The 14,098-nt window shown below is 53.9% G+C and carries 12 protein-coding genes; 8 read left to right on the top strand and 4 right to left on the bottom strand.

Going from position 1 to position 14,098, the window contains the following annotated elements; all coding sequences use genetic code 11:
• Positions 1-69 precede the first annotated feature (69 nt).
• Entirely contained in the window at positions 70-1,125 is a 1,056-nt protein-coding gene (gene aroC / locus HRQ63_RS05545) for a chorismate synthase (protein ID WP_172240238.1), read from the top strand.
• Positions 1,126-1,689: 564 nt separating this feature from the next.
• Here the strand turns inward: aroC and HRQ63_RS05540 are convergent.
• A complete protein-coding gene (locus tag HRQ63_RS05540; protein WP_172240236.1) occupies positions 1,690-2,769 on the bottom strand; it encodes a bifunctional 3-deoxy-7-phosphoheptulonate synthase/chorismate mutase in 1,080 nt (359 codons plus the stop codon).
• A 302-nt stretch (positions 2,770-3,071) separates the two neighbouring features.
• Here HRQ63_RS05540 and ald point away from each other — a divergent pair, with 302 nt between their 5' ends.
• From ald to aspA, 3 genes are all read left to right on the top strand, one after another.
• A complete protein-coding gene (gene ald, locus HRQ63_RS05535; protein ID WP_172240234.1) occupies positions 3,072-4,208 on the top strand; it encodes an alanine dehydrogenase in 1,137 nt (378 codons plus the stop codon).
• Positions 4,205-4,660 (top strand): OsmC family protein, encoded by a 456-nt coding sequence (locus tag HRQ63_RS05530; RefSeq protein WP_172240232.1) that lies wholly within the window; start codon positions 4,205-4,207, stop codon positions 4,658-4,660. Before ald ends, HRQ63_RS05530 begins: the two co-directional genes overlap by 4 nt.
• A gap of 248 nt (positions 4,661-4,908) precedes the next feature.
• A complete protein-coding gene (aspA, locus tag HRQ63_RS05525) occupies positions 4,909-6,333 on the top strand; it encodes an aspartate ammonia-lyase (RefSeq protein ID WP_172240230.1) in 1,425 nt (474 codons plus the stop codon).
• 145 nt (positions 6,334-6,478) lie between these two features.
• Here the strand turns inward: aspA and HRQ63_RS05520 are convergent, their stop codons facing one another.
• Complete coding sequence (locus HRQ63_RS05520) at positions 6,479-7,519, bottom strand: LLM class flavin-dependent oxidoreductase (protein ID WP_172240228.1); 1,041 nt, start codon at positions 7,517-7,519, stop codon at positions 6,479-6,481.
• Positions 7,520-7,806: 287 nt separating this feature from the next.
• Here HRQ63_RS05520 and HRQ63_RS05515 point away from each other — a divergent pair, with 287 nt between their 5' ends.
• Positions 7,807-9,264 carry a serine hydrolase domain-containing protein gene (locus HRQ63_RS05515; RefSeq protein WP_172240226.1) on the top strand — a complete coding sequence of 486 codons (1,458 nt, stop codon included), beginning with the start codon at positions 7,807-7,809 and terminating at the stop codon, positions 9,262-9,264.
• Positions 9,265-9,807: 543 nt separating this feature from the next.
• Here the strand turns inward: HRQ63_RS05515 and HRQ63_RS05510 are convergent.
• Positions 9,808-10,686: an SDR family oxidoreductase gene (locus tag HRQ63_RS05510; RefSeq protein WP_172240224.1), complete on the bottom strand. Its 879-nt coding sequence runs from the start codon at positions 10,684-10,686 to the stop codon at positions 9,808-9,810.
• 158 nt (positions 10,687-10,844) lie between these two features.
• On the opposite strand from HRQ63_RS05510, the gene HRQ63_RS05505 reads away from it, so the two are divergent.
• From HRQ63_RS05505 to HRQ63_RS05495, 3 genes are all read left to right on the top strand, one after another.
• Positions 10,845-11,822 carry a helix-turn-helix transcriptional regulator gene (locus HRQ63_RS05505; RefSeq protein ID WP_172240221.1) on the top strand — a complete coding sequence of 326 codons (978 nt, stop codon included), beginning with the start codon at positions 10,845-10,847 and terminating at the stop codon, positions 11,820-11,822.
• A gap of 18 nt (positions 11,823-11,840) precedes the next feature.
• Positions 11,841-12,341 (top strand): Crp/Fnr family transcriptional regulator, encoded by a 501-nt coding sequence (locus HRQ63_RS05500; RefSeq protein WP_172240218.1) that lies wholly within the window; start codon positions 11,841-11,843, stop codon positions 12,339-12,341.
• A 388-nt stretch (positions 12,342-12,729) separates the two neighbouring features.
• A complete protein-coding gene (locus HRQ63_RS05495; protein WP_172240215.1) occupies positions 12,730-13,431 on the top strand; it encodes a YitT family protein in 702 nt (233 codons plus the stop codon).
• A gap of 132 nt (positions 13,432-13,563) precedes the next feature.
• On the opposite strand, the gene HRQ63_RS05490 is transcribed toward HRQ63_RS05495, so the two are convergent.
• Positions 13,564-13,995: a DUF2188 domain-containing protein gene (locus HRQ63_RS05490; protein ID WP_172240212.1), complete on the bottom strand. Its 432-nt coding sequence runs from the start codon at positions 13,993-13,995 to the stop codon at positions 13,564-13,566.
• Positions 13,996-14,098: the final 103 nt, after the last annotated feature.

Genomic DNA, 14,098 nt, shown 5'->3' with positions numbered 1-14,098 from the left:
TCAATTTCATTAATAGTATAGACTACGCTATACTTTTTGTAAGCAGAAAAACGAGAAGGATGTGTAGCTATGCCAGGCAACGTTTTTGGAGAACGACTGAAAATATCGACTTTCGGAGAATCTCACGGTGAAGCGGTGGGAGTTATTATAGACGGAGCGACTCCGGGCGTGGAGTTGGAGGAATCCTATATTCAAATTCAGATGGACCGCAGAAAACCGGGTCAATCGTCAGTCACGTCGCCGCGCAAAGAATACGATAAAATCAAAATCGTGTCGGGCGTTTTCGAAGGGAAGACGACGGGCGCGCCGATCTGCATCATGTTGTTTAACCATGACATGCGGCCGAGCGCTTACAGCGACATCAAAGATTCGTTTCGACCGGGTCATGCCGATTTTACGTACCAGAAAAAATACGGAATCCGGGATCATCGAGGAAGCGGGCGGGCGTCCGGCAGAGAAACGGCCGCGCGGGTCGCGGCGGGAGCCGTAGCCCGAAAATTGCTTGAAAGAAGAGGCGTTTCCGTTGTCGCCTATACGTCCGAGGTCGGCGGCATCCAATGCGAGCGATTTGTCGAATCCTTCATTGAACAGAATCCGGTCAGAGCCTGCGATCCGGAAGCAGCGGAGAAAATGGTCAAGCTTATCGAATCGTTGGCGATCGAAGGCGACAGCTGCGGAGGCATCGTGGAATGTGTCGTGCGGGGAGTAGCTCCGGGTCTCGGAGAACCCGCTTTCGATAAATTGGACGCGGATTTGGCCAAAGCCATGTTGTCGATCGGAGCCGTCAAAGGAATCGAGTTCGGCGCGGGCTTCGCGGCGGCGAAAATGTTGGGCAGCGAGCATAATGACCAAATGAACAGCGACGGCTTTTTGACGAACAACAGCGGCGGAATCATCGGCGGAATCAGCAGCGGCGCGGACATTGTCTTCCGAGTCGTCGTCAAACCTACTTCGTCGATCTCCAAGCCGCAACAGACGTTGACCGTTGACGGAACCGAAACCGAAATCTCCACCGTCGGCAGACACGACCCTTGCATCTGCCCGAGAATCATTCCCGTCGTCGAAAGCATGGTCTGCCTGGTCGTCGAAGACCATTTCAAACGCCAAGCCGCTTTATTAAATTAAGGTTGTACGCGAAAAAGCAGCTCTGCGATATGTCATAGAGCTGCTTCGCTCTGTCGAAAAAGTTACGTATGCGGTGGGCGCGAGAAGACTCCGAGAGAAATCCGTTCAAGACGCTGTCTCACTTGGAAAACTAGAATAAAATTCAAATGGAAGTTTTCCAAGTTCAAAGGCGTCTTTCACTGGATTTCTCTCTACGTCTTCTCGCGCCCAGCTGCGTTAGCCTTTCTCGACACAGTAAAGCAGCTCTGCGCAATATACGCAGAGCTGCTTTTTCTTTTTATAAAAATGCCGCTTGAAAAGCCGGCATCAGAAAGGCCGTAGGAGTAACTTGTCTCAGATTGATGTAAGGTTACGTTTATCTGAATCGCACCTAAACCATGTGCGTTTCAGACAAACGTAAACCTATGATTGAAGTGAGACAAGTTACCCGGCAAATGGAAGTTCGTGAAGTTCGCCTTTGAAATCGGGAAGCTTCCTTTGTAAAATCCATCCCGCTTCCCGATTGAGACAGCGAACTGAGCGAATTCCCGCCGCCTCCCCCGGGCCTTTCCCGCTCTCAAGGGTTTACGAGCGAGGTCCGAACAGGCCGGAGTTTTTCAGCCCGTTCCAGAAGTTGCCGAATTGCGGGATGTCGAACTGTTGAGCCGCGTCCGACAATGCCGTTTGCGGATCCGGGTGAACTTCGACCATGATGCCGTCCGCGCCGGCTGCCAGAGCCGCTTTTGCGCAAGGGAGCATGATGTCTTTGCGTCCGGTCGAGTGAGTGACGTCAACCATAACCGGCAGGTGAGTTTCCTGCTTGAGCAGCGGAACTGCCGAGATATCGAGCGTGTTGCGCGTTGCTGTCTCGTAAGTGCGGATCCCGCGTTCGATCAGCATGATTTGCTCGTTGCCGCTAACCATGATGTACTCGGCCGCGTGGATGAACTCGTCCAGCGTCGCGGACAGACCGCGTTTGAGCAGAACCGGAATTTTCGCGCCGCCGACTTCTTTCAGCAGCTCGAAGTTGTGCATGTTGCGCGCGCCGATCTGGATCACGTCGATGTAATCGGCAGCGATCTCGATATGCGACGGGTGCACGATTTCGCTGATTGTTGCCAGACCGAACTCGTCCGCCACTTCTTTCAGCAATTTCAGGCCGTCCAGACCCAGACCTTGGAAGTCGTAAGGGGACGTTCTTGGTTTGAAGGCGCCGCCGCGCATGACCGTAATGCCCGACTCTTTGAGTGCTTTGGCAACGGTACGCAGCTGGTCGCGCGACTCGATCGAGCAAGGACCCGCTACGAGGATCGGGCTTGGGCCGCCGACTTCAACGCCGTTAAATTTAACGATGGTGTCTTCCGGACGCTTTTTACGGCTAACCAGCAGTTGGCGCTTGTGATCTTCCTGTTGGATGTTCAGCGACGCCTTGAAGATTTCTTTGAACAGATGCTTCAGCGTGCTGTCCGAGAAAGGTCCTTTGTTCAGGCCGGTCACGCGGTCAAGGATTTCCTTTTCGCGTTCAGGCTCAAACTTAGGTACGCCCTGGGTTTCTTTCACTTGTCCGATTTGGTGTACCAATTCTGCGCGTTTGCTGAGCAGTTCCAGCAGTTGGGAGTCGATTCCGTCGACGCTGGCCCGCAGCTGTTCCAATGTTTCATTCATGTCTGCATAGTCTCCTTTGAGCTGTTGCCTTGCTCCTTCGCTGACGTGAATGCAGAAGAGCGTCAATACTCATTCCGCTTCACCGCGTTGTTTCGGAACAGGATTAAAAAGCGTATTTCTCCCATTCTAATCCGCAAAGCCTATACATAGCAAGACGTGAAAGCTTTTTCAAACAAAAAAACGCAGCAAAAAGGCCGATTTCTTTTTTTATTACCTATGTTAAAATGAAATTGGGAACTTTAACCAAACTGTCCCTACGGGGCGCACATCGTCTTTCGGGGACCAGAATGCGGGGGATGGATATGATTATCGGAGTACCGAAAGAAATCAAAAACAACGAGAACCGCGTCGGAATGACGCCGGCATCCGCAAGAGCGTATATCGCCGAAGGGCATCAAGTCCGGGTGGAATCCGGTGCGGGACTCGGAATCGGATTTTCGGACGAAGATTACGAGGCGGCAGGCGCGACAGTCGCAGCCGGCGCTGCCGAAGCTTGGGCATCCGATATGGTCGTCAAAATCAAGGAGCCGCTGGAAGCCGAATACGGGTTTTTCCGCGCCGGGCTGATTCTGTACACCTACTTGCATCTTGCCCCTGAAGCCGCATTGACCCGAGCTTTGGTTGATCAGGGAGTTACCGGCATCGCGTATGAAACGATTCAACTGAGCAGCGGCAGCCTGCCGCTTCTGATGCCGATGAGCGAAGTAGCCGGCCGCATGTCGATCCAGATCGGGGCTCATTTCCTCGAAAAGCCGTTCGGCGGCAAAGGCGTGTTGCTCGGCGGCGTGCCAGGCGTTGAACCGGGCAAAGTCACGATCGTGGGCGGAGGTATCGTAGGCACGAACGCGGCCAAAATGGCGATCGGACTCGGTGCCGACGTAACGCTGCTTGATATCAGCGCGGATCGTTTGCGGCAGCTCGACGACCAATTCGGCGGACGCTTGAAGACGCTAATGTCCGACAAACATAATCTGGAAGTCGCTGTGGAGCGTGCGGACTTGCTTGTGGGCGCGGTATTGATTCCGGGGGCGCGTGCGCCAAAGCTTGTGACCGAAGAGATGGTGAAGACGATGGAAGCGGGTTCGGTCATTGTGGATGTCGCGATCGATCAGGGCGGTTCCATCGAGACGATCGACCGAATTACGACGCACGACAATCCGGTTTACGAGAAGCATGGGGTGCTGCATTATGCCGTAGCGAACATGCCGGGGGCGGTTGCGCGAACTTCGACTCTTGCGCTGACGATGGTCACGACGCCTTACGGATTGCAGATTGCGCGCAAAGGTTTCCGTCAGGCGGCGCTGGATAATCCGTCAATCGCCAAGGGCATCAACACCTGCGGAGGACGCGTTACGTATAAGGCGGTCGCGGAAGCGCACGGTTTGGCGTATACTGAGATAGAAGCAATTTTAAGTGAAAAGGGAGAGACGATCGCATGAACCATGTATTTCGGCTCACGGCGCAGTGGGACGGGGGGCGTAACAGCTCCGGCACCATTGAAAGCGGAGAGCTGAAGACCGCAATCTCCATTCCCGAACCGATGGGCGGACCGGGAATCGGCACGAATCCGGATGAGATGCTGCTGGGAGCGGCGTCCACCTGTTATATCATTACATTGGCGGCGATGCTGGAGCGTTCGGCGATTGCGGTTCAGAGCCTGACGCTCGAATCCGACGGCATCGTGGACGTCACGAATAATATTTTCACGTACAAATCGATTACGCATCGTCCACTGCTCGTACTGGCCGCAGGCCAAGACGAAGAGGTTCGAGTGAAGGCGGAGCGCCTGGCGCACAAAGCCGAAAGCTCTTGCATGATTACGCGCGCGCTTCAGGGTAACGTCGACGTATCGGCAGAGCCGACTATCGTTGTGGCCGAGCAGGCGGATTAAGAAAGCTTGGCGCGTCGTAAAAAGGAAACGCGGCAGCGGAACTTTGATTCGCGCGCAGCGTCTATAGAACGGGGAAGGGAGGGTTACCCTCTTCCTTGTTTGCCGCGCAAGGCCAACGGCTAAATCCTTGTCGGCAAATAGCCGATATACGAGAAAGAACGATTCAACTTTTACATTCACACCAAATACACAGCTCGCGGTATGTCGGCAAACGCACGCATACCCAGACAGCGCTGAGAGGACGGAATATGATGCAACCGCAGTTTCGGATAGAAAAAGACTTCCTGGGAGCCAAACAGGTTCCGGCAGACGCTTACTACGGCGTACAAACGATGAGAGCGATCGAGAACTTCCCGATTACCGGTTACCGGATTCATGAATCGATGATTCGTGCGCTGGGGATCGTCAAAAAGGCAGCGGCTCTCGCGAACATGGAAGTAGGAAGACTGCAGGGACATCTGGGGGCACCGATTGTTGAAGCCGCAGGCGAAGTGATGGATGGCGTATGGGATGCGCAATTCATCGTCGATCCGATTCAAGGAGGCGCAGGCACTTCGATCAACATGAACGCGAACGAAGTGATTGCCAACCGCGCGCTTGAACTGATGGGCAAAGCAAAAGGGGACTATTTCCACCTGAATCCGAACGTGCACGTCAATATGGCGCAGTCCACCAACGACGTGTTCCCGACGGCGATTCATATTGCGGCACTCTCGCTTGTCGAGCAGCTGGAAGATACGATGGAGCGCTTGCAGCGTTCGTTCGAGAACAAAGCGCGCGAATTCGATCATGTGATTAAAATGGGCCGCACGCATCTCCAAGATGCCGTTCCGATCCGTTTGGGTCAGGAATTCGCTGCTTATGCACGCGTTCTGGGCCGCGACCTGCACCGGGTACGCCGCTCGAAAGAACTGCTGCACGAAATCAACATGGGTGCTACGGCAATCGGCACGGGCTTGAATGCAGACGTGAAATATATGGACGCAGTCGTGGTTAAATTGGCTGAAATCAGCGGCATGCCGCTGCGTCACGCGGAAGATCTGGTCGATGCGACGCAGAATACGGATGCTTATACGGAACTGTCCGGCGCGCTGAAGATCTGCATGATCAACCTTTCGAAGGTCGCCAACGATATCCGTCTGCTGGCATCGGGCCCGCGTGCGGGTCTGGCCGAACTGAAGCTGCCCGAGCGTCAGCCGGGATCGTCGATCATGCCGGGCAAAGTCAATCCGGTCATGTGCGAAGTGGTCAACCAAACGGCGTTCCAGGTGATCGGCAACGATCACACGATCTCGCTCGCGTCCGAAGCCGGACAGCTTGAGCTGAACGTGATGGAGCCGGTACTGGTCTTCAACCTGCTTCAGTCGATCAGCATCATGAACCAATCGCTGACCGTGTTCCGCACGCACTGCATCGACGGCATCGAAGCCAACGAAGCGAACTGCGCCGAGTACGTTGAGCGCAGCGTCGGCGTCATTACGGCGCTCAGCCCGTACCTGGGCTACGAAATTTGCGCCCGTATCGCCCGCGAGGCCATGACGACCGGCCGCTCCGTGCGCGATCTGTGCTTGATGCACAACGTGCTCAGCGAAGAAGAGCTGGATATCATTTTGAATCCGTTCGAGATGACGAAGCCGGGTATTGCGGGTTCGTCGCAATTGACGCGGGAATAGTTCTAGCGGATTTCGGCAAAAGCGGGCCGTTTTCGGCGCTCTTTCGGGAGCGGCGGGAACGGCTTTTGCATGAGATTCGAAAGCTTCGCAGATCAAAAAGGCCGCGCGGCAATGCCGTACGGCCTTTCGAATCTTATTTTTTCGATCAAGCTTGAACTTCTTCCGCTGCTTCCGAGTGTTCGCTGCCGAGCCCGAATGCTTCGGCAACCAGCCGAACCGATTTCAGGCGGGCGTCCAGATCATGAATAGACGAGACGATCATCAATTCATCGGTTTTGTATTCTTCAGCCAGTTCAAGCAGACGGGCTTTGACCTGCTGAGGCGTTCCGACTACGCGATAAGCGCGGGTTGCGGCAATTTGCTCCCGGTCATAAGGCGTGTACGGATATTCTGTAGCGGTCTTCACGGATGGCAGGTAAGGAAGTTCCATGCCTTTGTACATCGCCAAGAAGAACAGATCGGAACTGGAAGCCAGCTGCTCCGCTTCTTCCTGCGTATCTGCACAGACGACCGTGATTGCCGCGAGCGATTTGGAGTTCGGCGACATGAGCGAAGGCTCGAAGTTGTCATGGTAAAAGGCCGTTGCTTCCGATCCGCCCGGCGTGCCGAAGAACTGCGCGAATGCGTAGGAAGCGCCCGTTTGCGCGGCCAGGCGCGCCGTCCCTCCGCTGGATCCGAGCAGCCACAACTCCGGCACGGTATCCACCGAAGGCGATACGCTCAAGCCCGCGAATCGGTGATCGGCCGGTACGGCGTCGTTCAGATAAGCGATCAGATCCACAATTTGCTGCGGATAAGGGTCTACGCTGTTATAATGACCTTCTTGCAGCGCCCTTGTCGAAAGCGGCCGTCCGCCCGGAGCGCGTCCGACGCCAAGGTCGATCCGTCCCGGATACAACGCTTCGAGCAGACGGAAGTTTTCCGCTACTTTATAAGCGCTGTAATGCGGCAGCATGATGCCGCCGGAGCCGAGCCGGATTCGGGACGTATTAGCGCCGAGATGAGCGATCAGAACTTCAGGGCTGGAGTGTGCCAGTGCTTTCGAGCTGTGGTGCTCCGATACCCAAAAACGGTTGTATCCCAAACGGTCGGCTTCGACAGCCAGGCGCGTAGTCGTCTGAAGAGCCTCTTTGGGGCCGCTTCCTTCCGTAATGGTCGATTGGTCGAGAATGCCGAGCTTAAGCATATCTATGTTCCCCTCTCAAAGCATCATTTCGTAAATGACGCGGATATGAATGATGATTGTAAACGGTTCGTATTCTTTTTCGCTCAATCATCATATCATAATCGTAAATAATAATCAAAATAATACTAACTATATAAAGTATAGTAATTGTTCGGATCCAGTAGTCAGCGATCTAAAATTGTTGATGTACACAACTAATAAGCTGAAGTTCGGTATACATAATGTAGATGGAAAGCGAAGAATACGTGCAGGAATGCGCGCCATGAATGACAGGAGGATGTACAAACATGAAGCTTTACGGAAAGAAAGGCTCTGCCTGGAGCAAAATAGCGCTTAGCGCCGGATTGGCATTTGCAGTGGCTTCGAGCACGCTGCCTGCTTACGCGGAAGAAACGGTATCGGCAAGTCTCTCTCCTGCAACGGGATCAGCAGGGATCTCTTCGATCGTTGCCGAGATCGACGGTCGGCCTGCCCAGTGGGGGAGCAGCGTTTACACGTATCGTTCCTTGACCTACGTGCCGGTTCGGGAAGGAGCAGTTTCGCTGGGGGCGAAGGTGAAGTGGGATAAAGCACAGCGTGCGGCGATCGTAACGCTGAATGGAGACGAATTGCTTTACCGCCCCGATTCCACCACCGTATCCGTCAACGGCTACGAACTGCAAATGCCGGGTACGACGCGTTACGTGGACGGCATTCTGACCGTACCGCTGCGCGGGCTGACCGAACCTTTGCGGGCAAAAGTAAGCCCGGTGACCAGCGGCGGCGTATTGAATCTATCGCTTAAAACAGACACGGAAACGAATTACGATACCGGACTTTCGGCTGTAAACGACTATCTCAAAAAAGAAAATTACTCAGGCAGCGTATTGATCGCCAAAGAAGGCGAAGTGCTGCTGCGCAAATCGTACGGTCTGTCTTCGGGTTCGACGTTGATCCGGCCGACGGATCAAATGCGTCTCGGTTCCCTGACCAAAGCTTTTACCGCTGCTTCGATCTTGAAGCTGGCCGAAGAAGGCAAGCTGAGCATCGATGACACATTGTCGCAGCATATTCCCGGCTATCCTCGCGGGGACGAAATTACGTTGGCGATGCTGCTTTCGCACACCTCCGGGATCGCGCTGAATTTCAAACGCGAAGAAGGAATCCCGTTATCGGAGACGGTCGAAGAAATTAAGCAAAGCCCGCTTAAATTCGCGCCGGGTACCGACTACATGTACAGCAACAGCGGATTCGTGCTGCTTGCTTACATCATCGAAGAAACTTCCGGCATGAGTTATGCGGACTTCGTTCAATCTAAAATTCTCGACCCGCTCGGCATGAAGCATAGCGGAACCGCAACGAGACAAACCAAGATTCCGACCGGCTACGAATACGATTGGCAAGAAGGCGCATGGAAGAGCGTCGATTACTACTACTTCTCGCCTTCGGGCACGGGCAGTCTCTATTCCACGCTCGACGACATGTTAACCTGGTCCCAAGCGCTGAGCGCAGGCAAAGTGTTGTCCGAAGAAACGATGGAACGCATGTATACCGTGAGTCCGTACAAAAACTACGGCTTCGGCTGGCATGTCGACGGCGAAGGCCCGAATCGAGTCGCCTTCCACAGCGGCGGCGGCGACGGCTACACCACCGGCATCCGCCGAGGTCTAAACGACGGCACGGTCATCATTCTCCTGAGCAACCACGGCGGACTGGACACCAACGCCATGACCGCTGAAGTCAGAAAACTAGCTTTTGGCGAGTAAGCGCCGGAGTATCGAAAAAGTTACGTAGGTGGGGGAAGCGAGAAGACTGCGAGAGAAATTCGTTCAATTCGCTGTCTCACTCGGAAAAGTCGATTGGAATTTTTAGTGGAAGTTTTCCGAGTTCAAAGGCGTCTTTCACTGAATTTCTCTCTCCGTCTTCTCGCTTCCAGCTACGTTAGCTTTTGTCGATACTTAAAAAGGGGTAGAAGAAATTAAAGAAGCTGCTGGCAATATGCCGCAGCTTCTTTTTGTATGTTTAAAATTGTGAAAGAATAAATAATTCCTTCACAATTTTAAAATAGCTCTTTCTTACTTCCCAACCCTCAGCCTTTTGTTTTTCCGCGAGGCCTAAGGGAGGCGGAGGGGGTGGTCGTGCAGTACAGGCTTTTCGAAGAAAAGGCACTTCGGAAGCGTATGCTATGAAGCGTTCGCCTTTGCTTTAGAGAAATCACCTTGTAAAACCCTAATCCGATTTCTCTAAAGCAACACGCGACCGAAACGACCTCCCCCGCAGCCGACCAACCCAGGCCTCACAAAAGAAAACTAAAGGTTGTTTTCCTCCGCGTAGCGCCCCCAATGCGGGCGTCCGCCATCCGCATCGACAAACCCGTATCGATCCGAGAGTCCCCATGAACTCAGCGCTTGCCCCGTAAACGTCATGACTTCCGGATCGGCAGCCAATTGCGCGGCAGCTTGTCCGACGAAAGCCGGTGTCTCCGAGGCGACGAAATGCGGCTCTGCTTTTGCCCCGTCCCGCCAGTTTTCTTCCGTCACGCCGAACAGATCCAACATCGCCTCGGAACGCAGAAATCCAGGCGTTAAGGCAATAGCGGCAATCTGATACGGGCGAAGTTCTTCGGCCATCGCTTTGGCCAGATGAATCACCGATACTTTGGCCAGGCTGTAGTACACGTTACCCCGGAACCGATCGTCTACGCCGTCCGTGATTTCCAGCACCAGACCGCCCGGTCGTTCCAGCATGAGAGGGAGCAGATAGCGGGAGGTAATCAAATGCGTGTGCACGGCGCGCTGCTGAATCAACAGTCCGTCTGCCAGCGAGTGCTCCCAAAGCTTTTGATCCCATTTGGTCAGATCGTCGCCGCCCCAGATGTCATTGACCAGAATATCCAGCCCGCCTTGCTCGGTCTTGATACGTTCCGCCAGCCTTTTTACTTGCTCGGGGTCGGAATGATCCGTTCGCACCGCAGTGGCGGTTCCTGCGCGGGCTTCGATCATCTCCGCGGTATCGTCAATCGTCTCGCTTCTGTTCATATCCGATGCTTGCTGCCTTGTCGTGCGTCCGGTTACGTAGACATGCGCGCCGAGTGCTCCCAGTTCAAGCGCGATGCCTCGTCCCGCTCCTCTTGTCGCGCCCGCGACCAATGCAATTTTGCCATTCAACGGTCTGTCATTCGTAGGCATGATTGCCACCTCTCCTGTCATCTTCGTTGTCGGGAAATGAATGTTCCGTCCGGATTGCACATTGCCCGCATTCTCAATATAATCGATAATAGATGACAACCTTTGTCTTATATAAGGATCGAGACGAAAAATAAACGAAATACAAAGGAGGTCCTTCCGTGAGAGGTGACCGACTGATGAAAATCGTGCTGCTGCTGCAAAGCCGGGGACGCATGTCTACACGGGAATTGGCTGATGAATTGGAAGTGACGACGCGTACGGTCAGCCGGGACTTGGAAGCGATCGGACAATCGGGTATTCCGATCTTGGCGCATCGGGGGCGTTTCGGCGGTTGGAGCCTGATGGAAGGGTATCGCAGCGGTCTAACCGGAATGACGCCCGACGAGGCTGCGGCGCTGCTGCTGCGTGCTTCGTCCGGTCCATTGAGCGACGTGGGACTGGGCGGACATTACGAGACGGCTTTGCAAAAACTCAGAGCCGCTTATCCGGAGCCTGAGCGGCAGGGAGCTGAATTTTTAAGACGCCGCTTGTTGATTGATGAGAGCAGTTGGCATACGCGTTCGGCAGCAACTCCTGAAGCCTTGGCGCTCTGCCAGGAAGCCGTGTGGGAAGAGCGCTTGTTGGCGTTTGATTATGCAAAAGCAAACCCGACCGCGTCGAAAGATCCGAATCGTCTGGTCGAGCCGCTGGGCTTGATCGTCAAACGGGGAGTTTGGTACTTGGCTGCGCAAGACCGGGATACGATCAAGACCTTCCGGGTGTCCAACATGCTAAACATTCGCTTGCTGGAGCAGTCGTTCGCGTATCCCGAAGATTTTGATTTGGCGGCTTATTGGCAAGATTCGCTGCGCGCATTTCCGGACCGACTGCCTCATTATGAGGTGAGCCTGGTTATGACGGCAGAGGTGCTGCAGGCTTTTCGGGAAAAACGCTATATTCGCGTTCTGCGCGCGGAACCGATAAAGAACGGGCAGTACGAGGTAGAAGCGGATCTGGCGACGCCGGAATTTGCTTTGCGCCTCGTGCTCGGTTTCGGGGCATCCATTCGAGTGATCGAGCCGTCGGGATTTGCCGAAGCGGTAGCTGCCGAAGCCGGGAAAGTCAGAGAGATGTACCGGGGTTGCCCGGATTCATGAAGGAAAGAGGGGAAAAGCATGATTTTGCACAAAGGAGAAATATTGTTCCGTCAGGGGGACGATGGGAAGTATCTGTATCGCGTACATAGCGGATTGTTCAAAGTCACGCGTCTCCACGAAAACGGGAATATTATTTTATTTAATGTTTTTTACGCAGGGGAGGTCGTGCCGCATCACTCGCTGATCAGTCCGAAAGAAACGCACGGCACCGCAATAGCTCTTGTACGCAGCGAAGTCGAGCCGATCCTTGCCTCCGATTGGTATCGAAGCCTGGAGGAAGATCCGAAGAAAGCGTTGGAGATTGCTTTGCTGCTTCAGGAAAAGGTCCGGTTTATGCAGCAGCGCATCGATCATTTGACAGCGGGGACGCCAGGCGAACGGTTGGAGCTTTTGCAGCGCTGGATGGAGACCTATACCTACGGACAACCGCTGACGGATCTGCTTACACAGGAGGAAATCGGGCAGTTGATCGGCTTGCGTCGGGAAACGGTAAATCGTTTGCTTCGGGCAGCTAAATAGAAGTTTTTTACAAAGAAAACCATCTTCTTTTACATGAAAATTACAAAAAACCGTGTTCATTCTGTCGCTTCCCGAATGGCTTTGTGGTAAAATAGTTTAGAAAGGTGACAGCACTGGGTATATAATGCTCAGACTTCACATCCAAACACAGAAAGGATCAGGATACCATGAGTCCCCGAAGGAGTATTCCCCAAAGGACAATCTGGAAACGTTACGATCTCTCCTATACTTAGCGTCCCTCGTAGAAAGTTTGTCGGATCATCGTTGTTGACAAACACTGCGAAGGGAAGGGACATCCATGCGAAGGATGAACGCCTTACGGTTTTCCCCTCTGGCTCGCAGCGCATTGTCGACTAGGCAAATACTGCGAAAATGAGGAGATCATCGTATGAAGGCAAAAGGGAAAAGGATGAAGCGGTCCGCGCAGGCGGCCGCGATCTTAACAGGCACGTTCGTTATGGCATTCGCGTTTTATCACATTAATTTTCAAAACCATCTTTCGGAAGGCGGATTTGTGGGGCTTTCATTGCTCGGCGAATACGCATTCGGGCTGTCGCCCGCGTTGACGATTCTGATTCTCGATATTCCGTTCATGCTGTTATTCGCCCTGAAAAAAGGGTGGAGGAACATGGGACCGGCCGTGCTTGCCGCGGGCTCGTTCACCGCGTTCTATGCCGGCATCGAGCACTTCTCCACGCTGAACTTCGATCTGCACGGGCAGTTGTGGCTTGCCGCACTGTTGTCGGGCATACTGACCGGGATCGGCGGAGGCTTGGTTCTTCGCTCAGGCGGAGCGACGGGCGGAGACGATTGCGCGGCCATCTGGCTGCACGAAAAAACGGGACTCAAAATCGGTACGGTATTCATTTTGATGGATGCGTCGGTACTGCTATTGTCACTGCTGTATCTGCCGCTGGCCGAGACGTTGTATACGGTAGCCGCAGTCTGCATCGGAGGCAAAGTCATCACATGGACCGTGGAACCGCAAATTTTGCGTCAAGGTCTGACTTCGATCATGCGTCTGTTCACGTCGTCGAAGCGCCATGTGCCGCAAGCAACACCGGAAGTGAAAGGTTTGAATCGAGTGTAAGCATATAGGGCCGCAGGGGAAGGCCCGGAGCCGCAAATTTCCCCGCTTGTTTTTAGAAAAAAACCGTTCCGATTTTCTCCCGCGATGGAGAAAGCCGAAACGGTTTTTTTGCATATCGGAATTCTTGAAAACTCAAGATTGGATTTTGCCGTCCCGCGTATGCACGTGGACATGCACATCGCGATCGTCCGCTTCTTTTCGGGCGGATTGAACGGCGTCTTCTTTTCGATCGTGTACCGAAAGCGGCTTGTCTTTGCCTTCTTCTTTTACGGCCCAACCGTCTTCGTGCGAAACAACGTGCAGCGCATGATTGCCGGACGGTTTCGATGTTGGTTTTTTGCCGCGGCTGCCGCCGTTATCGCTCGAACGGTCTTTTTTGTCGCCGTTGCCGTGTTCGGGATGGTTTTCGTCCCATTCTTCGGCCTGCGAAGTGGCAATCGCGATCGCGCGTCCTTCTTCGTAGCCGTCGCGCAGCAGCGCGTTGGCGATCTCGACTGCTTTGTTGCGGACGCGTTCGTCCAGGTTTTTCATGGACTGCGGATAATCGTTTTTGTTCCAAGGCATGACGATTCCTCCTATTCATTAACGGTTGTCGGATTTGCGGCGCGTCGAAAAGGGCACGTTAACCGAATTCGTTTTGCCCGGCCGCGGCTTACGCTATTCACTA

Origin of the sequence: Saccharibacillus endophyticus (assembly GCF_013185185.1) — a bacterium.
In the GTDB taxonomy this organism is placed as follows: Bacteria; Bacillota; Bacilli; order Paenibacillales; family Paenibacillaceae; genus Saccharibacillus; species Saccharibacillus endophyticus.
This window is presented reverse-complemented; position numbering and strand designations above follow the sequence as displayed.